This window comes from Nostoc sp. (assembly GCF_036917655.1).
Classification (GTDB): Bacteria; Cyanobacteriota; Cyanobacteriia; order Cyanobacteriales; family Nostocaceae; genus Nostoc.
Map to the genome: position 1 here is coordinate 157,874 of NZ_JBALCY010000070.1, position 23,890 is coordinate 181,763.

Genomic DNA, 23,890 nt, shown 5'->3' on the forward strand with positions numbered 1-23,890 from the left:
AGACTATCGCCCTTCACTTACCATCATTAACATTGTATTATTCTTTGCTGATCGCACCATTAGACACCAAATGATGTCTCTGACGGGCTACGCCAACGCATTTTTTATCATCATCTCTATCGTGAGCAAATTATTCATATGGGCGAATACCGCTCCAATCCTTGTCAGCAAAAAGTCCGCTTAGTTTCTGTATTGTAGGGTGCAACTTGGTACTACTATCTCACTAATGTAATTGACCCGCAAATCTTATCTGCACAGCAAGTTTGTGAATTATATCGTGACGGAAAGCGTGTTGAAGACGCATTTTTGCTCACAAAAAGGCTTTTGGGTTTGGCTTATATCTGGGTGGGCGATACCAACGGCGTACAAATCCAAATTCTGGCTACTTGGATTTTTTATGCTGTTCTCAAGCAATTATGTATTATCGAGAGATTGATGCTTACACTCAACAAATTTGGGCTTTACCTTCTTAAGTTGACACCAATGAGCATTGCTGTGCCCCTACCATGTGTTGCATCCAAACGAGAATTGCTATATTCTCCCCCTGCTCCCCTGCTCCCCAATGCCCATAATTTAAAATCCTGCCAAATGATATGAAGGTTTCAAACTGAGGGATGATAAATAATTAGCAATTAAATTGACAAAATCAGACTATAAAGAGTGATATTAAGCGATAGATAGCGCTTGTAAAGGACTAACGGTCATGATTAAATCTTGGATGGTGATTGGGGGGGTGGCTTTCTTAGTTGCCTTGGCGGCTAACTTGATTACGCCAAGCGATCGCCAATGGTTCAAGCGCTTACAACGACCGAGATGGCTAACTTTTGAGGGTGCAATTCCAATTATCTGGACTGTAATATTTATTTGTGGTGCTTGGTCAGCTTATATTATCTGGGAAAAAGACCCAGGAAGCACCTCAACCCGGTTAATCATGGGTTTATACTTGCTTTTAGAAATTATTACCATTGCCTATACGCCTGTAATGTTTAGGCTTCGCAGTCTGAAAGTGGGTACAATTCTTGGCGGCACAGGTTTTCTCATTTGTATTTTATTGATACTCGCAGTCTTAGGTATTTCTGGTTGGGCAGCACTATTACTAATTCCTTATTTGCTCTGGAGTCCCATTGGTACTTATACCACTTGGCAGATGGCTAGTCTCAATCCTGAAGATGCCTAAGAATCGCACTAACGAATGATTCAACCTATGCCCTAAATTGTCAAACTTGCAGTGTATGACTTGACAAAATACACAAAGCTTGAGTGCATTATGATTCCATCTTGGATAATAATTGGGGCTGTAACTTTCTTCATCGCCCTTGGTAGTTTCTTAATCACGCCGCGTGATGTTAAATGGTTTGCACAGTTAAGTCGCCCTCGCTGGCTAGTTTTTGAGCCGCTGATTCCGCTCATCTGGACTGTGATTTTTATTAGCGGTGCAGCTTCAGCTTATATTGTCTGGCAAAAAAATCCAGGAAGCCTAATTACTTGGTTACTAATGGCTTTGTACCTCTTAGTGGAAATTATCACCGTCGCCTACATACCTGTAATGCTGAGGTTTCGCAGTCTCAAAGCTGGGGAAATTCTTGGACTAATCGGTTTGATTTCAGGCGTTGTCCTCGCAATCTGTGTTTTGCCGATTTCTCTAATGGCGGCGCTGTTACTCCTTCCCTATCTAGTTTGGACTCCCATTGGTACTTACACTACCGACGAGTTAAAAGAGTTAAATCCTCAAGATGCATAACGCATCTATGAAAGACGCCCATAACGGGCTGTGACAGGATTGGCTGGATTGGATTGATTATTCAGCCAAGCCCACATTTGATCGCCAATAGAAAAATGCCACCACTCTCTAGGATTGCGTTGAAAGCCGACTTTTAACATTACATCTCGCAATAGCTGACGGTGAGCATGATACTTTTGGGCTTGTGGGCGATCGCTATTGGCATAATAATCGGGATGCGATCGCTCTGACATTTCATCAATTGGCGAACCCATGTTCACTATTTGCCCTGCATCATCTACCAACGTCACATCCACCGCCCCACCTGTACTGTGAGGAGGGGGAGTTTTTTCATCCAAACTTGGTACAGCCCAAATTTCATAAACCGCTTCCCAAACTTCTTGGCGTTGGTTTGGTGATAACTCCACCTCACTCAGTCTCCTATCCTGCACTGCTTGGGCGAAGCTGTAATCTACCATAAATTGCTGGACTGCGATCGGGCGATAAGCATCGAAAATTTGGATAAGCCAGTTAGGATGCAAGAGATAAAGGTAATTTTGGGCTTGGATCAAATTTTCAATCACACTTTGACGGAGATAATAAGGAGAGTGTTTGCCATAGGGCGCACCCAACTTTTCATAAGGATGGGGAGATTCCACCGCAAACAATTCTAAAGGAATCTCCCTTAGCGGTTCACCACACTCGAAAATCGGGATTTGATGATAAGGCCTCATTTAGTCAGCCACACAGAACTTACGAATTTTAACGTAAGCATAGCATTCTTAGGATTTACGTAGAATAGATCCCCCAACCCCCTTAAAAAAGGGGCTTTTAAGTTTCCCACTTTTTTAAGGGGCCTTAAGAGGGATCGAGGTTTCAAGCTTTGATTGCCTAAGTACAGTTTCGCGTAAAAGCGTAGCGTTTTTAATGCAGAACAACGCATTAAGATTGCATCGGGATGCATTGGCATTGTCGGGGAACGCATTGGCATTGTGAGGGGACGCATTAACATTGCCGCCGCCGCATTGGCATTGTGAGGGGACGCATTCACATTGTGAGGGGACGCATTCACATTGCCGCCGCCGTATTGGCATTGTGAGGTATTGCCAAATTTAATTCTCGCTACCTGTGGCATGGGCGATCAAATCATTTTGCCTTGCAATGTGCATTAAGCTAAACCACATCTAGTTTGCATAATCTGAAATTGTACATTTCTTGTGGGGTGGGCTACACGAGCGCCCAATATATTCTTTCTTAAATGTGGAACAGCTTAGTAAAAATTTAGGCAATTGCCAAATCATAATGTAAAACTAAGATTTCATCTGCTCTCAAAGTCGCCATTGCATATTCACAGCCTTGGGTATCAGCAAACTCGACTAAATAATGATATTCTTCTTCTTGCTCATACACTTCTACAATTGTTCCAACTTGTCCACTGGGTAAGCTTTCGATAGAAGTATAAGGGACTTCCACTAGTTGTAATCTCTCAATGGGAATAGGCTTGAGTGTAGCAATAGTATCCAAAAGTTTAACTTTTTTCATTTAACTTCAGAAATGCAGTAATCAAACGTGGATAGGGATTATTAGTGGTAGTTTCCCAGATTGTCCGCAGCCTGATTCCGTCTGTATCAGGTACTATCCAATCTACCTTAAACTGTTGACCAAATTGTGTAGTACTTTGCTGAATAACTTCACCTGCAACTGCTGCTGTTTGAATAAGTTCACGCAAAACATCAGCGTTTTCTAGCGTGATTCCTAGAATTGATGCGAAAACTCTGGCTTTATGTTTCCCACTCGGATGTTCTGGATTTAAACAATAACCTGTAAGCTTTTGTGTAGAAATCTCTGCTTGCTCACCGTTGGGTAATTTCATTGTCTATGAATATGCCCTAACAGATTTTAAATTTTATCATTAACGGTTCGTTTGTTCAAAAATGCTCAATCAAAACCAAACACCCTTATTAGATGCCTTAAAAGCCAATGCAGCAAGATCCCATGCGCCTTTTTACACGCCAGGACATAAACAAGGTGAGGGAATTTCTCAACCCTTGGCTGATTTACTTGGTAAAGCTGTCTTTCGCGCTGATTTAACCGAATTAGCAGATTTAGATAATCTCTTTGCACCCCAAGGCGTTATTCAAGAAGCACAAAAACTGGCGGCTGAGGCATTTGGCGCTTCGCAAACATGGTTCCTCGTTAATGGTTCTACCTGTGGGATTGAAGCGGCAATTCTCGCTACCTGTGGCACAGGCGATAAAATCATTCTGCCTCGAAATGTGCATTCTTCTGCGATCGCCGGTTTAATTCTCTCTGGTGCAATACCCATTTTTCTCAATCCTGAATACGATCCAGTTTTAGATATTGCTCACAGCATCACGCCCAATGCTGTCCAATCTGCACTTCAACAACATCCCGATGCCAAAGCAGTGTTGACAGTTTATCCAACATATTACGGCGTTTGTGGAGATTTGAGTGCGATCGCTAACATCACACATCAATATAATATTCCTCTACTTGTAGATGAGGCACACGGCGCCCACTTTGCCTTTCATCCAAAATTACCCACTGCCGCCTTAGCCGCAGGTGCTGATTTAACTGTACAATCCATCCATAAAGTACTCGGTGCGATGACACAAGCATCGATGCTGCACATCCAAGGTAACAGGATAGATGGCGATCGCATCAGTAAAGCTTTGCAACTTGTGCAGTCTACCAGTCCTAGTTATTTACTTTTAGCTTCTTTAGACGCAGCGCGTCAGCAAATGGCACTCCAAGGAAAAATGCTGATGTCTCGCACTTTACAACTTGCTAATGAAGCTAGAACAAAAATCAGTCAAATTCCTGGATTATCTGTCTTACAAATTCCTAGCCCCCCTTATCAAGGTGGGTTGGGGGGATCTCCCGGCTTTGTGGCTTTAGATAAAACGCGACTAACTGTCACTGTTTCTGGTTTAGGTTTAACCGGATTTGAAGCAGATGAAATTCTAGATGAAAAATTTGCTGTCACCGCTGAATTCGCCTCACTGCAACATCTCACCTTTATCATTAGTTTAGGCAACACCCCAGCCGATATTGAGCAATTAGTGCAAGGTTTTATCACTCTTGCCAAAGAATATCGCCGAACCAACTTGACTGTTAAAAACCATCTTTGGCAGGAGATTTTCACTACGCAGTGTCATGTTTTATGTTGTTCTCCCCGTGAAGCCTTTTTTGCTGTCAGTGAAATACTACCTTTGACACAGACCAATAAACGCATTTGTGCCGAAATCGTTTGTCCCTATCCTCCAGGAATTCCCTTGTTAATGCCGGGAGAAGTGATCACGAAATCTATCCTTGATTACCTACAACAAATCCAGGCAATGGGGGGATTTATCAGTGGTTGCAATGACACTAGCCTCAAAACTTTGAAAGTTGTGAAATAACCTCCAAACTCCAAACCCCTAACTCCAAACTCCTAACTCCAAACTCCAAACCCCTAACTCCAAACTCCTAACTCCAAACTCCAAACCCCTAACTCCAAACTCCTAACTCCAAACTCCTAACTTCTAACTTCTAACTCCTGAATTCTTGTTGGTAAAAATTTAATTCATAAAGTCAACAGTAAATATACCGTTGAGCAGATAATTTAGGGAAAATCTACAGTAGTTCTACCAGGTATGAAACTTCAATGAAAATAGCTAGCAGACTAATGCCATCTTTAATTTATACCCATAGGATAATCTTGATGATTCATAAATCAGAAGATGAAATTAAAAACCTATTATGGTTGGGGACTAGTAGCAGCTCCAATTGTAGTCACTCTGGCGCTGGGTTTCTCAGCAAGAGCGAATGCAGTTGAGTTAGGCGCTGCCTCTGATTACAATGTATTTGTTTTGGGAGATATCACTCAAAAATATACAGATATTGAAGGAAAACTTGCTGCTGGCGGTAACGTGAATTTCGTCGGCGGACTTGGAAGCAGACTTTCTGGCAATAGCGGCAACGTAGTAGTAGCTGGACAAAACTTAACTTTAAGTAACGGTCAAGTCAACCACGGTAATGCTGTCTACGGAGGCAGCGCCAATGTGTCCAGCAATGAGGGATTTCCACAGGGAACTCTCAGCAAGGGTAATCCCATCGACTTTAATGAAGCAGGGAAAGAATTGCGAGGGCTATCTCAATATTTGGCAACCTTAACTCCTACTGGTAAAACAACAGTTCAACCTTGGGGTGCTATTAACCTTAGTGGCAGTGGTACTGCCTTCAATGTTTTTAATCTTGCAGGCTCATCTCTCTCCAAGGCAAGCTCTTTTGAAATTAAGGGCGACGCAAATTCGACTATTGTTGTCAATATCAGCGGTAAGGATGTGTCGCTGCAAAACTTTGGGTTCAATATCCTTGGCACAGATAAACAAAAGGTGATCTACAACTTCTATGAAGCGACAAACATAACTGCCAGTGGGATTGGTATATTAGGTAGTATTCTTGCTCCTTTGGCTAATTTCAATTTCAATAACGGTCAAGTTAACGGCAACGTGGTGGTAGCTTCTTTGACAGGAAATGGCGAGTCTCACAACTATCTGTTTAATGGCGATCTGCCGAATCTGCCAACTAAGTACTACACTCAGCCTAAGCCTCCCACCCATACTCAGGTTCCAGAGCCTGCAAATCTTCCAGGTTTAGGATTAATTGCTGTGGTATTTGGTTTATTTCGCCACAAACGCAATCAAGCAACTTGCCTAGAATAATCAGAAATTTTTAGCAGCATGGCGCATGAGGCGAACTTGTTTACAGATTTTCGCTCATGCGCTATTTCCTTGCTCCCTACCTTCTACAATAAAGATAGACTTTATTGAGATTTGTATAGTAGGGGATAAGCTGTCATGGCTCCCGCCGTTTTAATTCAAAATCTGCAAAAACGCTATGGTACAGTAGTCGCCGTCCAGGATGTCTCCTTTCAGGTAGAATCAGGAGAAATCTTTGGTTTATTGGGCCCCAACGGTGCTGGTAAAACTACTACCTTGCGTGCCTTGTGTACACTTACCACACCAGATGCTGGCAAAATCGAAGTATCTGGCATCTCTGTGTTAGATAATCCGAGAGTGGCAAGACAACGACTAGGCTATGTAGCTCAGGAAGTCGCTATAGATAAGGTGCTGACTGGAAGAGAACTGCTGCAATTGCAAGCAGCACTTTATCACCTCCCAGGCGCGATCGCCAAACAGCGCATTGAGACGGTATTAGATTTGCTCGGTTTGCAAGAATACGCTAATAAAAAAACAGGAACCTACTCTGGCGGTTTACGCAAGCGCCTAGACTTGGCTGCTGGGTTGCTCCATGCACCCGATGTTTTGGTGTTGGATGAGCCAACTGTAGGGCTTGACATAGAAACTCGTTTTGTGGTATGGGATTTCCTGCGAAAATTACGTGCTTCTGGGACAACAGTAGTAATTACCAGTCATTATTTAGAAGAAATTGACGCCCTAGCCGATCGCGTGGCAATTATTGATCGCGGCGTTGTGATTGCCAGTGGGACACCTTCACAATTAAAAGATCAAGTCGGGGGCGATCGCATCACTTTGCGAATCCGCGAGTTTTCCCCCATTGAGGAAGCAGAAATTGCCAAAAACCTCTTGCAACCTTTGCCATTTGTGCAAGAAGTGATCATCAACAGCGCTCAAGGTAATTCTCTCAACTTGGTGGTTACACCTCAAAATGATGTTCTCATTAACATACAGCAAGCGCTGAACACCGCTGGCTTGCCAATTTTTGGCATCGCCCAATCTCGCCCCAGTCTTGATGATGTTTATCTCGCCGCTACAGGACGCACCTTATTGGATGCAGAACTCGCAGCCGTTGCCACCCGGGATCCCAAGGCTGAGAAGAAGCAGAATATGAGATAGGGCATGGGGCATGGGGCATAGGGCATGGAGATACTTCCCAATTCCCAATGCCCAATGCCCAATTCCCAATTCCCAATGCCTAATGCCCAATGCCCAATGCCCAATTAATCCCAAATTGCTATGAGCGTTACTCCTAAATCTGATATAAATTGGCAGCCATTAGCATCGCCGCAAGCAGATGTTAATGCTGCACCTAACTTTTTCGGTGAATTGGTACAAGAGACGTTGGCTTTAACTCGTCGCTTGTTTATTCAATTGCAACGCCGTCCCTCCACATTGGTTGCCGGAATTATTCAGCCAGTAATGTGGTTAGTCCTATTTGGTGCTTTGTTCCAAAATGCTCCCAAAGGTATATTTGGCAATACAACAAATTACGGTCAATTTTTGGCTGCCGGCATAATTGTGTTCACAGCCTTTGCTGGGGCGCTGAATGCTGGTTTACCGGTAATGTTTGACCGCGAGTTCGGCTTTTTGAATCGTTTGCTAGTAGCACCCTTAGCATCACGGTTTTCTATTGTTTTTGCTTCGGCAATCTTCATCATCAGCCAAAGTTTGCTGCAAGCAGCGGCGATTGTAGCGGCGGCGGCGTTCTTGGGGGCTGGACTACCAGATGCAGCGGGTTTAAGTGCGATCGCTCTAATTGTCTTTCTCTTAGCTTTGGGCGTGACAGCCATCTCCCTTGGTTTAGCTTTTGCTCTACCGGGACACATTGAATTGATTGCAGTGATTTTCGTCACTAACCTGCCATTATTGTTTGCTAGTACTGCTTTGGCTCCTCTATCCTTCATGCCTCAGTGGTTACAGGTTGTGGCTACCCTAAATCCTCTCAGCTATGCGATCGAACCAATTCGCTATCTCTATCTCCACAGTAATTGGGGACTAGGTAGTGTAGTAATGCAGGCTCCTTGGGGTGATGTTACCTTTGGGGGAGCCTTGCTGGTATTGTTTAGCTTTGCCCTTGTCGCCTTACTGAGCATTCAACCCCAACTGCGGCGGACTCTTGCTTAAAGAGATAAAATAGAGAAGTTTTAGGGTCAAAACCCCATGAAAAAACCATTTTTACAAATTACTAGACTCTTTGTGGCTACAGCGGCGGGAATTAGCTTTGCTTCCTTGCTCATGGCTCAACCCAGTTCGGCTCAAATCAGCAGCCCAACGGATGCTTTTCCCAGTAATAGTACAACAGACCAAAATACCGATCCTTTCTCCCGTTCCAACTCAGACAATTTCAATATGTTTGATCTGATTCATCGGGCAAATTTCGGGACTCTCAACTGGGATTCTAACCAACAGAACGACCAACTAAACTCAGCAGCAGCAGCTTTTAAAGCAAGGCAACAAAAATTAATTCAAGGTCAACAACAACAAGCAACCCCCGGTTTACCATCGGTTACACTACCATCAGTTACACCACGATCAATTACACCACCATCAGGTAACTGAATTCAAACAAAGAACCCCAAGCTTTTAGGGCTTGGGGCTAAGACTATTTAAAAATCCTGAATTATCAGGTAAAAAACTACAGCCCAAGTGCAGCTAAAATATCGCTAGCATGGGTGGTTGTGTTTACATTAGCGTCAACATGGGTAATTTTGCCGCTGGGGTCAATTACGTAGGTGATCCGCTTGTCCACATCGAAAGCTTTGATGAGGGATTTGTCGGTGTCAGCCAGTAGGGGAAAATTCAAATTATATTTTTGGGTGAATGCCTGATGGGAAACTTCATCATCTGCACTGACTCCCAATATTACAACATCTTTACCTTGATATTCAGACTGGGCATCCCGAAAACTACAGGCTTGTTTGGTGCAGCCTGGCGTGTCATCTTTGGGGTAAAAATACAAAACGACCGTCTTCCCGGCAAAATCAGATAACGAAACTGTGTTGCCGTTTGTATCTTTGGCGGTAAATGCAGGTGCATCCGTACCAACTGCTAGAGGCATAATTAACTTTTCCTGTTTCAGATTGTTGATGCACTTGAAATTTTACATTAATTTATAATGATTAAATATAATTACTGAAAAATAGCATAACTATACTTGAGGTAACTAATTTTGGTTAAATTCAGGTAGCTGGTACAAGAAAAAATATATTCTTAAATTAATCTTTTTTAGAAGAAAAATTTCTCCCCATACACAATGCCTGCTGTTGATTCCCAAAACCCAAATATTTTTGTCTATCCTCGAAGCACAGTAGAAAGAGCCGAGCGATCGCTAGTGTGTTCACCCTTTAATGTATCGTTATTTGCAGTGATGGGACACCAGAGTGTGTCATTAACTGCGATCGCCCTGGAAAATGGACTCAAGCAGGGCTATACTAAACGCCCTTTATCAGAATTAGCATGTGACAATGCTTTGGGCTGGCTGATCCAAGTTGGTGTATTGCGGCGAGAAGTCGATGGTCAGGGGATTACAGATAGTTTTCGCCTCACTCCCTTGGGTCGCCAGTTAGTGGAACAATACCAGGAAAAAAATTGGCGGACTCCTTCATGGGGCGATCATTTATCCGATGCTGTGATTCGTTGGTTACGGATACCTTTTTAGAATAAAAAACCAAAGAGTTAGGATTAGGGAATCAAAGGGAACAATATATACGGAAACATCACATCTATTCATGAAGTCTTTACCATAATCATCTAACCGAAATTTGTGATGCTGCTGGTGGGCACTGAGTATAGGACATGGGGCACTTATAGGGTATGGTGTATTGGTTCTTCTCCCCCTGTTGCCCTACTCCCCTGCTTGGATCTTCCCCTGCTTTTTAACTGATGGATGGATTGTCATATGACTGTTCACTCCTAAAAATTCACCCTGTATCTTGAAAAACTAACTGATAGCAACTATGAAATCAATTATGGTGGTGGGGACAACATCCCATGCAGGGAAATCACTTTTAACTACAGCTATTTGTCGTATTCTGTCGCGGCGTGGCTGGCGAGTGGCTCCCTTTAAAGGTCAAAATATGGCTTTAAATGCTTATGTCACTGCCAGTGGTGGAGAAATTGGCTATGCCCAAGCAGTACAAGCTTGGGCCGCGGGAGTCGTGCCTTGGGTAGAAATGAACCCAATTTTACTCAAACCCCAAGGGGATATGACTTCCCAAGTAATTATCAAAGGTAGGTCTGTAGGCAAAGTGAGTGCCTCAGATTACTACGAGCAATATTTTGAACTGGGGTGGCGGACAATTGAAGAATCGCTACAGCATTTGGGAACAGAATTTGACTTGGTGGTTTGTGAAGGTGCCGGTAGTCCAGCAGAGATTAACCTCAAGCACCGCGACTTAACTAATATGCGGGTGGCAAAATATTTGAATGCACCAACGATGTTAGTGGTTGATATTGATCGGGGTGGTGCTTTTGCCCATGTCGTTGGAACCTTAGAGTTATTGGAACCAGATGAACGCGCCTTAATTAAGGGTGTAGTAATTAACAAGTTTCGAGGACAGCGATCGCTCTTAGATCCAGGAATAAAATGGTTAGAAGAACGTACAGGTATTCCTGTTGTCGGTGTTATACCCTATTTACAAGAAGGGTTTCCAGCGGAAGACTCCCTTGATCTGCTGGAACGTCAATCGAATAAAGCCCAAGCTGACCTAAACATTGCCGTCATCCGCTTACCAAGAATTGCCAACTTCACCGACTTTGACCCACTGGAATCAGAAAGTACAGTTTCAGTAAAATACCTCAGTCCTAAGCAAGATTTGGGACATCCTGATGCCGTGATTCTCCCAGGTACAAAGACCACAATTGCTGATTTGCTACTGCTGCAAAAAAGCGGTATGGCAGAAGCGATCCAAAACTATGCTGCTTCTGGGGGAACAGTTTTAGGCATCTGCGGTGGCTATCAAATGCTTGGTCAAATCATCGCCGATCCAGAAGGGATAGAGGGACAAGCTGGCAGATTTCAAGGGTTAAATCTTTTACCAATCAGAACTGTAATTACAGGACAAAAAATCGCCCGCCAGCGCCAAGTTAGCTCGAATTATCCGCAACAGGGTTTGCCAGTTAATGGTTTTGAAATTCACCAAGGGCGATCGCGCATCGAACAGCAAGGGATAGACCCTCAATCCTACCATGCCCTATTTGACGATATTAATTTAGGGTTAGTGGATAGTTGTCAATCAGTGTGGGGAAGTTACCTCCACGGGCTTTTTGACAATGGCCCTTGGCGACGCGCTTGGTTAAATCGCCTCCGTCAACAACGGGGTTTAAAATCTTTGCCCACTGGTGTTGCTAACTACCGGGAACAGCGAGAACAGATTTTGGATTCCTTAGCTACTGAAGTAGAAAGCCATTTAGACTTAAGTCTGTTTTTGTCTTAAGCTAAAGTGCATAACAATCGCACATTTTTTCGTTCAAACTGTCATTTGTCATTAGTCATTTGTTTTAACAAAGGACTAATGACAAAGGACAACCTTTATGAGTCAATACTAAATTAAATGCGTAACATTGATGATTGTTCGTGTCCACTTTTTACCAGATGATGTCACAGTAGATGCCGAAGTGGGGGAAGCCCTCTTAGATGTAGCAGATCGGGCTGGGGTATTTATTCCCACCGGTTGCCTTATGGGGTCTTGTCACGCTTGCACCGTCGAATTAGAGGATGGAGAGATCATCCGCGCTTGTATCACCGCAGTACCACCACGCGAGGAATTGACGATTAATTTGTTTAGCGATCCTACTTGGTAATGTCGCCCCTGTTATTGAGAAGGACTATAGCAATCCGAATTGAAACGTGAGAAAATACGGAGATTAAAAGTAGGTATTTATCGGCTTTTCAGCGATTTTGTTTCTCACAAATGATTTAGGATTGCTATAGTATGCTATGGCAATATTAATGATTATTATCCTAAAAGGAGAACAAGATGGTATGGACACCCATCCATCCTGGAAAAATTCTTGCTGATGAGCTTCATGAATTGCAAATGAGCGCAAGTGAGTTAGCACGTATCCTTCATGTACCAACAAACCGTATTACTGAAATAATTAATGGTGAACGGGCAATTACTGCTGACACGGCATTACGCTTAGGGCAATGGTTTGGTACTGGTGCCGAGTTGTGGATGAATTTACAAAAAAATTATGAGCTTAGACTAGCTGAACAAAAAATGGGTGAAGAAATTCAGGCAACTATTTCACCCCGGATATTATCTGAGTTAAAATAACTTAATGCATAAAAAAATCGGAGATTCGATTTTTTTGGATAGATAGCAAGAAAGTTTGACACATTGTTTTTATTCTGCTGATCGCATTTTTTCAGCAAATTAATGCCAAAGAAAATCCGGGAACTGAAGCAAATGCTTTCTCAAGCAGGTTTTACAGAACTCCCAGGAAAAGGCAGTCATACTAACTGGGTTCATCCCTTCTATAGTGGAAAAATCACGGTTTCAGGCAAAGATGGAGCAGATGCTAAACGCTACCAAGAGAAAGAAGTAAAACAGGCAATTGAGGAAGTAGAAGGGAAAAAAGAAGATGAATAAACTCAAGTACCAAATGCTTATCCAATGGTCTGAGGAAGATGATTGCTTCTTAGTAGGATTCCCTGATTTTCCAGGACAACGCTGGCGGACTCATGGAGATACTTACGAGTTAGCTGTGGCAAATGGAATTGAAGCTTTAGAGTCTCTAATTATTGCTTACGAAGCTGTCGGTGATCCACTTCCAGAACCAACAGTAAGTAGGGTAAGTTAACGCAATTTACTAGATGGTAACTAATACTGCACAATTTGCGCGATCGCAGGTTATTTTGGTTGAAATATTATTTTTACGTATTATTACTATTTTTTTCTATCTAGATAATTTTTATAGTTAGTGAATAAGAATTTTGTCGTCAGAATGGGCAGAGTGTTACACTTGTAACCACAACTACCTCATAACGATGGAGGAGCGCACCTTCTCAAACTCTTAAAAAATCAATATTTTCCCATCAGACAGTAAGAAACTTTTACAGATTGTTTCCTACTGCCTGTTTTTGCTATCTATATCAATTAGCTTTAACATTCAGCGCGTATTCTTTAAACCTTTCCAAATCAGCTTGAATTGTCGATTCAACTATCCGCCCCAAAAATAAGTTATCCATAATTTTGCCAAGAATGCCGGGGATGGCGTAGGAAATGGTCATTTTGACAATGCTACTATTCTGGCGATCGTAAAAGCGAATCGCTCCTTGATTCGGCAAACCATCAATCGATTCCCATTGGATAATTTGGTTGGGAATAACTTTGAGAATTCGAGATTTCCAAGTAAATTCTAAACTGCCCGTCTTTAATTTCCAAAGAGATATGTCTGGATTATCTGGCGGAATTTTCACCGAATCAATCCACTTCATCCACCGGGGCATTTGCTCCAAATCAGCCCAGAGACTCCATACTAAATCTATGGGAGCCTCTACTTCTACCTGCACAGTATGCTCTAACCAATCTGACATTCTCTCTTCTTCCTTCTCTACGAGACGCTTTGCGATTGCGCCCTTTGCGCCCTTCTCTAACGAGACGCTGCGCGAACGCAGTTAGTTATTTCTTCAAACTCTCCAAAATCACTTTTGCCGCCCGCCGTCCAGAAATAGTAGCACCTTCCATACTGTCGATGTAATCTTGCTGAGTATAACTCCCTGCAAGGAAGAAATTATCTACTGGTGTCTTTTGGTTGGGACGGTACGCATCCATCCCTGGTGCTTCTCGGTAGAGAGACTGGGCAAGTTTTACCACACTGTACCAAGTCATATTTAGCTCCCGCGACGAGGGAAACAGTTCATGAACTTGCTTAAGGACATGGTGCGCGATCGCTTCATTACTTTGGGCAATAAACGGATCTCCCGGTGTCAGCACTAGCTGTAACAATGACCCCTGTCCTGGGCGATAATAATCAGCAGGGCTAGTCAACGCCAAATCGGCAAAACAAGAAAAGTCAGCATCGGCTGTGTAAAGTAAATTATCGATTCCAGCCGCATGATTTAGTTGTTTACGTTGCTCTCCATTGTTCAGTTCCGTTACCCAACCATCGAAGCGTAACTGCACTGTAGCCACTGGTACTGCATCCAGTTTGTAAATATTGTCAAATTCTGACCACTTACGCCACTCGTGTGGTAATATACGTTGAATTCCTGGAACATCACAGGCAAAAACGTAAGCATCAGCAGTGATAGTTTCTACGGTATCACCTTGGGCAACTACTATACCAGTGACGCGGGTTTGTTCCTCTGATGTAAACTGAATTTCCCGAACTTGCCGACGCGTGTAAACTTTGGTGCCTCTAACTTCCAGATATTCCAGAATGGGCTTGTGTAAATACTCATAAGGAGAACCTTCCAGCATTCGCAAAACTGAAGCTTCAGTTCTGACTGCAAATAACTGGAATATCGTTAACATACAACGGGCCGACATATTTTCGCAATCAATAAATCCCAATGCGTAGGCAATGGGGTTCCACAGGCGCTTAATGCTGCCATTACTCCCACCGTGACTACGGAACCAATCGGCAAAGCTAATTCTATCTAATTTGCGGATGGTTTTCATCGCCCCGTTAAAGTCTACCAATCCGCGAACTATGGGACTAGTACCCAAAGCGATCGCATTTTGCAATTTATCCTGCAACGATAGTTGAGAAGTAGTGAAAAATGCCTTTAAGCCATTGAAAGGCGCACCTGTAATAAAGCGAAAATCTAAAGCACCAGTCCGGCCCCCTTTGTTAATGAAAGTGTGGGTATGTTCCTTGAGGCGTAAGTTTTCTAATACCCCCACTTTCTTCATCAAGTCAAATAGTTCGTAGTAGCACCCGAAAAATACATGCAACCCCATCTCTAGATGGTTGCCATCTCCATCAACCCAACTGCCAACTTTACCACCCACAAACGGACGAGACTCAAAAATCTCTATTTCACAACCAGCATCAGCTAGATCTACAGCGGTTGCTAGTCCAGCCAGTCCCGCACCTACGATTGCAACGCGCATTCCGTCGTTCCTTTTCAGTTTCTTTACAGATTGTAACTGGGTTGGTGTCGGAATTTGCGACTTAATATCAACTCCACTAGCATATTAAGGTATAGCAATGTCGATACTAAAACCTCTTTGATCACTTCTTTTAGTCCCGGCAAATGACCAGACGCGAGAAAAACGCGTCTGTATCAGCTAGACAAACTCTTGTCCATTGCGGCGGACTCAAAAAAGTATCATATCTTTTTTTTGGTGCCAAAAGCAGTTATCTGGTAAGTCGTGAAAGTAACTTCTTACCTATTTACATCATTGCTGTCGTCGGAGACAGGTAAACTTCTAATCAGTTCACGAATCACATCGGTTGCGGGTCTACCTGTTTGTTGACAATATTTTTCTAGTTTTTCCGCTTCCTGTGTTGCGAGATTGACTGTTATACGTTTAACGGCCCATTTTTTATTTGTCATTATCATGCTATTTGCTGTATATTCAGATTGTCGAAAGAGTCTAATTAAAGAGGGAACCGATAACATTATCAGAGTTTGTCTCAGGAAACAAGTAATATCATTAATATTAAAAACTTTCGTTTTGTCAAAGGATTCATCATTTTCTAAAGAAATCAAAAAACTACACTTTATTTGTTACTCCTGTGACAGGATAAAAAGCACATAGTTGCTTTTGAAGATAATAACCCTACTAACAGCATGAGTAAAGCCTGACAATGAAATTTGATAAATGAATTTGAGACACCTATTGTTGACTCAATGAAGATTTTTAAAGTTATTCTCCATTGAAAGCATTTGACCTTCTCTCTTAACCAAGCCCGCCAAACCTGCTTGGAGAGAACATCTGGGACAACATCATCAAATAAAGTTTCAGAATCATTATCATGCTGAAATACTGGCTTTCAGGCGGGTTAGGGTGGTATGTATAGATCGTGAATAATCACTCTTGTTAGTAGGCAAATAAGCGATCGCTCTAGAAGAAACACCCATCTGCACCCATGACTGTCACCAAGAAGTTAAAAGCTACTTGAACCGTTATGAATTTTGGCTTCCCTCGATCAAGCTGATTGCTTTTCTGTGCCAATATAGTAGCTACAAAAAAGGGGACAAGACTCAGTTTCCTGGGTATACATATCCAAGTTTTCTGGTAATTTTTAACAGTATTATCTGTAATTTCACACAGATGAATGAGCCGAGAACAGATATGATGTTAGTTGACTGTTGACGATAACAGTATTTTAGTTTTGTTTCATGCTTTTACATTAACTCCCTGTAAAGATACGATGAAATTTTAGATGTGTTTTCTCCCCACTCTAGCGATATACTTTATCTTAAACTCAGCGATGTTTGTCGCATTCATAGTATTCATCTATTGGGAGGTTAGAGAAATCCTTTTTCGCCAACTACCGTCCTAAAAGTTAGACAGTAAATATTTTTTATATTCAAAGCAAGATATAAACTCCTGCCAAGAAACTTTAGAATTACAACCATTTATTATTTGCTAATTATACCCATAAAAATAATTAAATATTTCAATATTTTTCGGTGATGTGTTCATTATAGCCATTATTTATGGACTTTAAATAATCTTCATTTAAAGACCAAGTAAGCTCATTTCTATCCTTTATAAAAAAAATATAAAGAAAAAGATATCATCTGAGCTTTTGCTTAATGATATTGATACATAACAAGATGCTAAACTCAAAAACTTGTTAAAAAAGCATTCCGATATCCAAGTAGGCCAGCTAAGTTTGATTAAACCGAACTTTGCAGATAAATTTTTAGCAAATTGTACCGATTTATACTGACAAATATCCAAATGAAATGACTGGAAAAATATGATAATACAGGTACTTCATGAAATTGAGATAAAGTTAACTTCTAATCATCTATAGGACTCCTGTCTGATTTCTGAACAATATTTCAGATAAAACCCTGATAAAACGGGCTTTTCAGTCTCAGTATATTTTCAAAAATCAAATCGGAGTCCTATAGTCGCCTCTTGGTGTTGACATATACATACAGCAGAATTCAGAGTTCTCTCTGAGCTAAACTAAAAACTGGAGCGGAGGTTTTCTCCGTAGCCGCTTTGCGGTGAGGGGGTCGTAGTCTTCTCCCATGCGCGGCCTCAACTCTTGGAGAGTCCGCGTCCCTTGCGCGTCCGCACCAAAGCGTCTGGCGGTTCCTGTCGTTAGCGAGTCTTGTCTGCGACACGCTGTTCGCGTTCAAGCGTCAGGGATTGCCGCAGGCATCTGGATTTTTCAATCTTTGGCTTCCTTAAATCAGAAGTTCGGAGAGTTAAAAGTCAGAATTCAGAAGTAAAACAGGCTTTATGCCTGACTTTGATACTTAGTTGATGTAATTCACCAAATTAAAATCTGCTGTAAATGTGGATTGCAAAGTGCTGCACCCTGAGAGGTACGCAGATGAAGAGTGCTGAGTTATATAAAAGACCGCCTAGAAAGGGTGGGGCATATATAAATGCGAAAATCCTGAGTACTTTTTACTTTACTCAGCACTCAGTTGGTAAACAGAAAAAGGGTAAACGTTAAAAGGTAAAGCTTTCCTTTTCCCCTGCCAAATACAGTTTTGGTCAATATGTGAATCAAATACACATCAACTTAATTTCTCATAGCCACAATTTGAGATTGAGGATTGCGGGAATTCGCGCAACTATTCAATTTTAAGTTGGGGCATGAGTTGAAGAGTGCCAAGACCTAAATCTTTAGGTGAAAGCGATCGCGCTTCAAACAAAGCCATCATATCTCGTAATTGAGGATTGCCACGGGAGGCTCCCGTTAGTCCTTTGGCAATGATTAAGCCACAGTAGCCCTTAGTATTTTTACACCGCTGATTCCATTTTTTTCGGGCTTCTACATGAATGGGATCTTCATCTAAGAATTCACCAAATAGGAACAATTCGCCATTTTGACTTTGCAATAAACCCAGGTCGTAGCGATCGCCATCCAAAGGATCGGCACCTGGATTAAAGCAAATTGCTCTCAGTCCGTCTGCTGCTTCAATTCTTTCAATTACAATCTTAGCCTTGGGCCGGGAAGTTTGAATTAAAATCACTGGCAAACCGTCACCCACTTGTTTGATTTCACCAGCCTGATGGTAAGTTACCCCCTTACGGAGTCCCTCCAACATTTCCCACGACACTACACCTAAGCTGAGGAAAGAGTCTTCCGGTATCAAGTCATCTTGCAATGATTGGAAATTCGCGGAGTCAAGGTTGTCAATTTCCTCGTCATCGACACCAAAGCCTGCCATTTCCTCTAATTCTGTTGCTAACTGCGGCATGGTAGAGACTGTCACAGCCACAGATTTAGTTGATTCTTCCGACTGCGGCAGAGAAATGCGATAGCGACGGCTGAGGGTAGGGAAGATGTCCTCATGGAACTGGCGACGGTGATCTCGAATAAAGCGGCTCAGGCTTTCGATCGCCACGAAGATTACCAGTGCTTCTTCCTCATACAAAACAGACCGTAGTCCTTCTAAGGGGTGGATATTACCGAAAGTTGGGTCAATTTCTGATAAGGGCATATCCGCCAAATCACTTTCTTCGTCTTCGTCTTCATCTTCATCGGTTTCATCAGCACTCTCAAAGGTGAGAAACAGGCAATCTTGCTTGAGGAACGCTTCTTCTAGATGCTCCGTTGATTCATCATCTTTTAAAACGGCGGCGCGAAACTGTTTTAAAGACTCTTCTGAGCGATAAAACAAAATCCCATACTCCATTCCCAACATTCCCATGACTGAGGCGTAGAGTGTGCCAACATCCCACTTATTAATCTCGATTGACAAAATTTGTTGTTCTTCCAAAAATTCCCAAGGTGCTGCTTGCCAAATTGCAAATGCTTTCTCCCGCAAGATTTGTGCATATTGTGGGGGTAAGTCGGGGGTTTGACTATCGAGAATGTCCGCAAACCCGCGAAACAGTTCGTCAATTAAAGGCAGTTCTGGTGCGTAGTCAATAGCGATATCCAAATCTTGCAGCACCCCCCGCAGGTAAAATTGGATCTCGCGGTCTTTGACTACAATTCTTTGGGGTCTGGCAGGTCTTGCCGGACTCTGGGGATGCTCCATTGCTTGCATTAAGGTGCGAACTATTGCTTCTGGGCCGATATCTGAAGCTACCACGTCCATGCCTCGAACCATACCTTGGGAGTAATCTACCCAAAGAATGCATTCTCCCTTTTCCTCGGAGTCTGAGGGCTGGTTTGGTGATGACAACGGACGGCGATCGCCCTCCCATACAGAAGGAATTTGAGTTAATTTCTTCAACCGACGACTGGTAGAGCGATTAAAACTTGTCATAGAGATCAAAAGAAGCAATTTGGAAGTAAACTTTGGGGAATAGCTAGCCTCGGATTAAATTTTTATGGCTGCACCTGAAGAGTGGTTGCTTCTCAGGCTGCCGCCACGCTTGAACTCCAAAAATACCGAATCTATAAACACACTGAATCTCTCAATTCTAGAATAAAAATCTTTGGCTGCTTTTAACGGAGTGTTTACAATTTGGCATCTAGCGACATGTAAGCCGCTAGAATGAAAACAAAAACACCAAGGGCAACCCAGAGGCATTAACAAGCCGATGCAGGGTAAAACTTAGACTAATTAAGGAGTTAAAAAAGCAGATGACACAAGCAATTCAGTCTCAACAACGCGGAATTCTGTTGAGCGAAGCCGCATTGCACCAGGTAAAATCCCTCCGGGACAGGCAAGGCACAGACTTCTGCTTACGGGTAGGAGTTCGTCAGGGTGGCTGTTCTGGCATGTCTTACATGATGGACTTTGAAGACACTAGCAAGATCACCCCTCAGGATGAAGTTTTTGACTATGATGGCTTCAAAATTGTCAGCGATCGCAAGAGTCTATTATATCTCTACGGTTTAATGCTCGATTACAGCGATGCCATGATTGGCGGTGGCTTCCAATTCACTAATCCCAATGCCAACCAAACTTGTGGTTGTGGCAAGTCATTTGGGGTGTAATATTGTCATTTGTCATTTGTCCTTTGCAAATGACTAATGACCAATGACTAATGACTAATGACCAATGACTAATACAGTTGAATCCCTGTTTGATACAGGTTTAGAACGCTATAAAGCAGGAGAGGCAGTAGATTCTTTAATCCCTGTGTTTAAAGAAGTGTGCGATCGCGCTCCAAAAACTAGTGCTGCTTGGATTTGTTTAGCGTGGTTGTATCTACTCGATAACAAACCCAACTTAGCTTACAAAGCTGCACAGAAGGCAGTCAAGTTAAACCCACAAGACCCCCAAGCTAGAGTAAATCTCGCCTTAGCAATGCTGGAAACAGGTCAAAAAGGTTTGCGGGAACACATTGATATAGCACAGCAGTTAATGTTTGTCAATGAAGAATGGAGTGATGAAATAAAAAATAGTATTGAAGACGGTTTAACTAGAAAACCAGATTGGCAGAGTTTGACAAAAGTCAAAAATTGGCTGTTTGAAGAATGAGGATGGGGAGTAGGGAGTTAGGGAGTAGGGAGTGGGGGAGGACAACGATAAATTATTGAATAAGTCTTCTTTCTTGTCTCTTGCTAATACCAACTCCCCATTCCCCATTCCCCACTCCCCACTCCCCACTCCCCACTCCCCATTCCCCATTCCAATCATGAAAGATAAATTGTTAAATTGGCTAAATACGATTTTAGTCGCAGATGTTTTTTTGGTTTTGTTTGGCTTTGTCTGGTTAGCGATCGCCGCGATCGGTGATTCTGTAGGAGTAAACCTGGGTTTGGATTTGTGGCATAAACTGTGGCAACCCGTATTTAACCCAGCAATTGGCATCCTCATGGGCGGTGCCATTCTCAGCGGTATTATCAGTTGGGTTTCCAGAAAATTTCTATCTAGTCAATAGTTAAGGGATTGGCCAAACAGGGCAATTCAATTTTGGATTTTGGATTTTAAATTTTGGATTAAATTTCAATCTAAAATCCAAAATCTAAAATCTAAAATTCTTGCTCCCCCCACTCCCCACTCCCCACTCCCCACTCCCCACTCCCTTTTAACTAAGGATTTGTGTTAGTGCTGATTGCAAATTAGGATATTTGTACTCAAAGCCTGTTTCCACGGTGCGTTTTGGGATGACTTGCTGACCTTCTAAAACGACTATAGCCCCGTCTCCTAAAAGGGCTTCGATCGCAAAAGCAGGAACAGGCAACCAAGAAGGGCGATTCATGACTCGTCCCAAAGTTTGGCTTAAATCAGCCATGCGGACTGGGTTAGGGGCAGTAGCATTATATACGCCTTCTGTTTCTGGTTTAGTTAAAGCTTGCACAATCAGGTTAACTAAATCGTCTACATGAATCCAAGAGAACCACTGGCGGCCACTGCCAATGGGGCCACCAGCGAAGAGTTTGAAAGGCGAAATCATTTTACCTAAAGCACCACCATTACCCAGAACAATCCCAAAACGCAGAATTACCAACCGGACACCAGCATCTTTTACCTTTCTCGCTTCTGCTTCCCAGGCTTGGGAGACTTGGGCGAGAAAATCTTTACCAGATAGACTTGTTTCATCAAAGGTTGCCGTCTCACTGGTGCCGTAGTAGCCAATAGCCGAAGCGTTAATTAACACGCTGGGCTTGGGATTAGCGTTGACTATTGCCTCAACTATTTTTTGTGTACCTAGCTTCCGGCTATTGAGGATTTCTTGTTTGCGTTCTGGTGTCCAGCGTCCTTCACCAATGGGTTCTCCTGCCAAATTAACTACGCCATCAGAACTAGCGATGACATTTTGCCAAGAACCAGATGCATTTGGTGTATAAGCAACAATTTCTAGATTGGCGTAAGCCTCAGATGGAAAAACCTTTTTAGCAAAGGTAGCGTTTCGAGTTAATACTACTATTTTATGACCTTCCCCGTGGAGTCGTTGTATCAAACGACTACCGACAAATCCTGTAGCTCCAGTAATTGCGACTTTCATTTTCTATCTCAGCCAAACCTTTATTTTGACACTCCCACGGCTGTAAAACTATCGCTACGCTCAGTTTTACAAAAAGCTGTGTGATTCGTGCTTCATAGGGATTCCAATGAATTTACCCTCTCCCAAAGGTGCTACGCATTCACTCGCGGTGCGCTGTAGAAGGGTTTCTCGTGGTAGGTGACTGGCGTCCCCACGGCTAGAAGCCGATAGGCTTTCTGCTCTCAATGCTGTAATGCCTGATCTAAAAACTCAAAAACTTTGCTTTTTTAATGACTTTTCGTTTAGATGCTTCGGTATTATAGGATGGACAGAGTGTTGCAAGGCGTGGGGCTATTATGGCTCGCTATACCTGTTCATTTATTGTTTCTGTTCCTAGTGACCATCTGTTGCCGTTACTTGTAGAACTTCTACAGGACTCTCAGTTGGATATTCAATACCACACGGGCGATTACATTATCGCTCGTCAGGTTCCTGGCAATGTTCCTTTTCCTAAATTGATCACAGTAGAAGTACTGATTGATAAATCAAAATCTACGGAAACAGAAACTCGGATGAGTATTGTGATTAAAAATGAAGAACTACCACTCCAACTAGATAATTACTGCCGACAAATGTTTGAATTCATCAAGCAGGCTATTGAAAGTAGCCGCCATTGGCATTTGATTGAAAGTCTTGCAGGATAGCTTAGGTGATTGAATTGACACTCTCACGGCTTCAAGCTGTGAGAGTGTCAGACTGTGATTGGTAGCTATAATTCAGTCTCCTATATCCTCTAAATCCTCGGCCATACCGGGGTTTATTAGTGTAATGTCATACTCGCTAGAATCCGTCTGTCCCAAACGCTGAGTGTTTTTTAAAAGGTAATAAATGGCACGGACTTGAGGGCCAAAAACGATTTCGTCTTCATTTCTGAGATCGTGGGCTGGTATTTTACGTCCATTAATCATCAAACCGTTGGAACTAGGCTTTCCTTTAGCATCGCCATCTACAATCCGGTAATAGTAGCTATGACTATTATGCTCTCGTGGCAATCTGACTAATGTGGCATGGCGGCGGGAGACAAACTGCGACATCAAACGGATATTACATTCGCGATCTCTACCGATAGAGTAGACGGGGTACTCTAGAGAAAATTCTTTACGACCTTGATCGTCTTCAATAATCAGTAGATGGTTTTCATTGGTTTCTGCTGCCATTGATAAATCGGTGGAACTATGATTAATCAAGATTTGTTTAGTATCGTATCTTGCCATTTTCGCGCACCATAATTCTGTGGTGCTGATCTAAATAAGCTTTAAAATTGCATAATACCTTGAAAGAGTAGAACATGGCCGTTCTACTCCAGTAGCTATGATAGCTTTGGTAAGTGTCTCAAGAAGCTTTGTGAACTGGTAAAACTTGAA

Annotated in this window: 27 protein-coding genes and 1 pseudogene; 18 read left to right on the forward strand and 10 right to left on the reverse strand. The window is 42.6% G+C overall.

The window, feature by feature from the left end; genetic code table 11:
• Positions 1–117: 117 nt before the first annotated feature.
• The 3 genes and pseudogenes from V7K30_RS25135 to V7K30_RS25145 form a co-directional block, all read left to right on the forward strand.
• Positions 118–423 (forward strand): annotated as a pseudogene (locus V7K30_RS25135) (IS4 family transposase); the annotation flags it as partial.
• A gap of 280 nt (positions 424–703) precedes the next feature.
• Positions 704–1,177 (forward strand): TspO/MBR family protein, encoded by a 474-nt coding sequence (locus V7K30_RS25140; RefSeq protein WP_335003940.1) that lies wholly within the window; start codon positions 704–706, stop codon positions 1,175–1,177.
• 90 nt (positions 1,178–1,267) lie between these two features.
• The gene (locus V7K30_RS25145; RefSeq protein ID WP_335003942.1) at positions 1,268–1,741 is read left to right on the forward strand and encodes a TspO/MBR family protein; all 474 of its coding nucleotides are present in this window, start codon (positions 1,268–1,270) and stop codon (positions 1,739–1,741) included.
• A gap of 5 nt (positions 1,742–1,746) precedes the next feature.
• Here the strand turns inward: V7K30_RS25145 and V7K30_RS25150 are convergent, their stop codons facing one another.
• The 3 genes from V7K30_RS25150 to V7K30_RS25160 all read right to left on the reverse strand — a co-directional run bounded on the left by V7K30_RS25150 (position 1,747) and on the right by V7K30_RS25160 (position 3,593).
• Complete coding sequence (locus V7K30_RS25150) at positions 1,747–2,454, reverse strand: M15 family metallopeptidase (protein ID WP_335003944.1); 708 nt, start codon at positions 2,452–2,454, stop codon at positions 1,747–1,749.
• 547 nt (positions 2,455–3,001) lie between these two features.
• Positions 3,002–3,262: a DUF4926 domain-containing protein gene (locus V7K30_RS25155; RefSeq protein WP_335003946.1), complete on the reverse strand. Its 261-nt coding sequence runs from the start codon at positions 3,260–3,262 to the stop codon at positions 3,002–3,004.
• Complete coding sequence (locus tag V7K30_RS25160) at positions 3,249–3,593, reverse strand: DUF6883 domain-containing protein (RefSeq protein ID WP_335003948.1); 345 nt, start codon at positions 3,591–3,593, stop codon at positions 3,249–3,251. Before V7K30_RS25160 ends, V7K30_RS25155 begins: the two co-directional genes overlap by 14 nt.
• Positions 3,594–3,654: 61 nt before the next feature.
• Here V7K30_RS25160 and V7K30_RS25165 point away from each other — a divergent pair, with 61 nt between their 5' ends.
• The 5 genes from V7K30_RS25165 (at position 3,655) to V7K30_RS25185 (ending at position 9,045) form a co-directional block, all read left to right on the forward strand.
• Positions 3,655–5,142 (forward strand): aminotransferase class I/II-fold pyridoxal phosphate-dependent enzyme, encoded by a 1,488-nt coding sequence (locus tag V7K30_RS25165; RefSeq protein WP_335003950.1) that lies wholly within the window; start codon positions 3,655–3,657, stop codon positions 5,140–5,142.
• A 321-nt stretch (positions 5,143–5,463) separates the two neighbouring features.
• Positions 5,464–6,447, forward strand: a complete 984-nt coding sequence (locus tag V7K30_RS25170; protein WP_335003952.1) for a choice-of-anchor A family protein — start codon at positions 5,464–5,466, stop codon at positions 6,445–6,447.
• A 135-nt stretch (positions 6,448–6,582) separates the two neighbouring features.
• Positions 6,583–7,602: an ABC transporter ATP-binding protein gene (locus V7K30_RS25175; protein ID WP_335003954.1), complete on the forward strand. Its 1,020-nt coding sequence runs from the start codon at positions 6,583–6,585 to the stop codon at positions 7,600–7,602.
• Positions 7,603–7,722: 120 nt separating this feature from the next.
• On the forward strand, positions 7,723–8,610 hold the full coding sequence (locus tag V7K30_RS25180; protein WP_335003956.1) for an ABC transporter permease: 888 nt from the start codon (positions 7,723–7,725) through the stop codon (positions 8,608–8,610).
• A gap of 36 nt (positions 8,611–8,646) precedes the next feature.
• Positions 8,647–9,045 carry a hypothetical protein gene (locus V7K30_RS25185; protein ID WP_335003958.1) on the forward strand — a complete coding sequence of 133 codons (399 nt, stop codon included), beginning with the start codon at positions 8,647–8,649 and terminating at the stop codon, positions 9,043–9,045.
• A gap of 76 nt (positions 9,046–9,121) precedes the next feature.
• Here the strand turns inward: V7K30_RS25185 and V7K30_RS25190 are convergent, their stop codons facing one another.
• Positions 9,122–9,544 (reverse strand): peroxiredoxin, encoded by a 423-nt coding sequence (locus V7K30_RS25190; RefSeq protein WP_335003959.1) that lies wholly within the window; start codon positions 9,542–9,544, stop codon positions 9,122–9,124.
• A 195-nt stretch (positions 9,545–9,739) separates the two neighbouring features.
• On the opposite strand from V7K30_RS25190, the gene V7K30_RS25195 reads away from it, so the two are divergent.
• The 6 genes from V7K30_RS25195 to V7K30_RS25220 all read left to right on the forward strand — a co-directional run bounded on the left by V7K30_RS25195 (position 9,740) and on the right by V7K30_RS25220 (position 13,290).
• A complete protein-coding gene (locus tag V7K30_RS25195) occupies positions 9,740–10,144 on the forward strand; it encodes an Npun_F0494 family protein (RefSeq protein WP_335003961.1) in 405 nt (134 codons plus the stop codon).
• 298 nt (positions 10,145–10,442) lie between these two features.
• A complete protein-coding gene (gene cobQ / locus V7K30_RS25200; protein ID WP_335003963.1) occupies positions 10,443–11,921 on the forward strand; it encodes a cobyric acid synthase CobQ in 1,479 nt (492 codons plus the stop codon).
• Between the two features lie 130 nt (positions 11,922–12,051).
• Positions 12,052–12,288, forward strand: a complete 237-nt coding sequence (locus V7K30_RS25205; RefSeq protein WP_118161629.1) for a 2Fe-2S iron-sulfur cluster-binding protein — start codon at positions 12,052–12,054, stop codon at positions 12,286–12,288.
• 176 nt (positions 12,289–12,464) lie between these two features.
• Entirely contained in the window at positions 12,465–12,764 is a 300-nt protein-coding gene (locus tag V7K30_RS25210; RefSeq protein ID WP_335003965.1) for a HigA family addiction module antitoxin, read from the forward strand.
• Between the two features lie 102 nt (positions 12,765–12,866).
• Positions 12,867–13,079, forward strand: coding sequence for a type II toxin-antitoxin system HicA family toxin (locus V7K30_RS25215; protein ID WP_334971950.1), 213 nt, complete (start codon positions 12,867–12,869; stop codon positions 13,077–13,079).
• On the forward strand, positions 13,072–13,290 hold the full coding sequence (locus V7K30_RS25220; RefSeq protein ID WP_335003966.1) for a type II toxin-antitoxin system HicB family antitoxin: 219 nt from the start codon (positions 13,072–13,074) through the stop codon (positions 13,288–13,290). Before V7K30_RS25215 ends, V7K30_RS25220 begins: the two co-directional genes overlap by 8 nt.
• 292 nt (positions 13,291–13,582) lie before the next feature.
• Here V7K30_RS25220 and V7K30_RS25225 read toward each other — a convergent pair whose 3' ends face one another.
• The 4 genes from V7K30_RS25225 to V7K30_RS25240 all read right to left on the reverse strand — a co-directional run bounded on the left by V7K30_RS25225 (position 13,583) and on the right by V7K30_RS25240 (position 19,852).
• Positions 13,583–14,026 carry an SRPBCC family protein gene (locus V7K30_RS25225; RefSeq protein ID WP_335003967.1) on the reverse strand — a complete coding sequence of 148 codons (444 nt, stop codon included), beginning with the start codon at positions 14,024–14,026 and terminating at the stop codon, positions 13,583–13,585.
• Positions 14,027–14,111: 85 nt separating this feature from the next.
• The gene (zds, locus tag V7K30_RS25230) at positions 14,112–15,548 is read right to left on the reverse strand and encodes a 9,9'-di-cis-zeta-carotene desaturase (protein ID WP_335003968.1); all 1,437 of its coding nucleotides are present in this window, start codon (positions 15,546–15,548) and stop codon (positions 14,112–14,114) included.
• A 275-nt stretch (positions 15,549–15,823) separates the two neighbouring features.
• Positions 15,824–16,000 (reverse strand): CopG family transcriptional regulator, encoded by a 177-nt coding sequence (locus tag V7K30_RS25235; protein ID WP_335004114.1) that lies wholly within the window; start codon positions 15,998–16,000, stop codon positions 15,824–15,826.
• Positions 16,001–18,205: 2,205 nt separating this feature from the next.
• Entirely contained in the window at positions 18,206–19,852 is a 1,647-nt protein-coding gene (locus V7K30_RS25240) for a DUF6930 domain-containing protein (protein WP_335003969.1), read from the reverse strand.
• A 320-nt stretch (positions 19,853–20,172) separates the two neighbouring features.
• Between V7K30_RS25240 and V7K30_RS25245 the strand changes: the two genes are divergently transcribed.
• From V7K30_RS25245 to V7K30_RS25255, 3 genes are all read left to right on the forward strand, one after another.
• Entirely contained in the window at positions 20,173–20,529 is a 357-nt protein-coding gene (locus V7K30_RS25245) for an iron-sulfur cluster assembly accessory protein (RefSeq protein ID WP_118161636.1), read from the forward strand.
• A gap of 64 nt (positions 20,530–20,593) precedes the next feature.
• A complete protein-coding gene (locus V7K30_RS25250) occupies positions 20,594–21,016 on the forward strand; it encodes a tetratricopeptide repeat protein (RefSeq protein ID WP_335003970.1) in 423 nt (140 codons plus the stop codon).
• A gap of 157 nt (positions 21,017–21,173) precedes the next feature.
• A complete protein-coding gene (locus V7K30_RS25255; protein WP_335003972.1) occupies positions 21,174–21,419 on the forward strand; it encodes a hypothetical protein in 246 nt (81 codons plus the stop codon).
• Positions 21,420–21,566: 147 nt separating this feature from the next.
• On the opposite strand, the gene thyD is transcribed toward V7K30_RS25255, so the two are convergent.
• Complete coding sequence (thyD, locus tag V7K30_RS25260) at positions 21,567–22,487, reverse strand: thylakoid membrane protein ThyD (RefSeq protein ID WP_335003974.1); 921 nt, start codon at positions 22,485–22,487, stop codon at positions 21,567–21,569.
• Between the two features lie 335 nt (positions 22,488–22,822).
• On the opposite strand from thyD, the gene V7K30_RS25265 reads away from it, so the two are divergent.
• On the forward strand, positions 22,823–23,170 hold the full coding sequence (locus tag V7K30_RS25265) for a hypothetical protein (RefSeq protein WP_335003976.1): 348 nt from the start codon (positions 22,823–22,825) through the stop codon (positions 23,168–23,170).
• A 72-nt stretch (positions 23,171–23,242) separates the two neighbouring features.
• Here V7K30_RS25265 and V7K30_RS25270 read toward each other — a convergent pair whose 3' ends face one another.
• On the reverse strand, positions 23,243–23,740 hold the full coding sequence (locus V7K30_RS25270; protein ID WP_335003978.1) for an FHA domain-containing protein: 498 nt from the start codon (positions 23,738–23,740) through the stop codon (positions 23,243–23,245).
• Between the last annotated feature and the right edge of the window lie 150 nt (positions 23,741–23,890).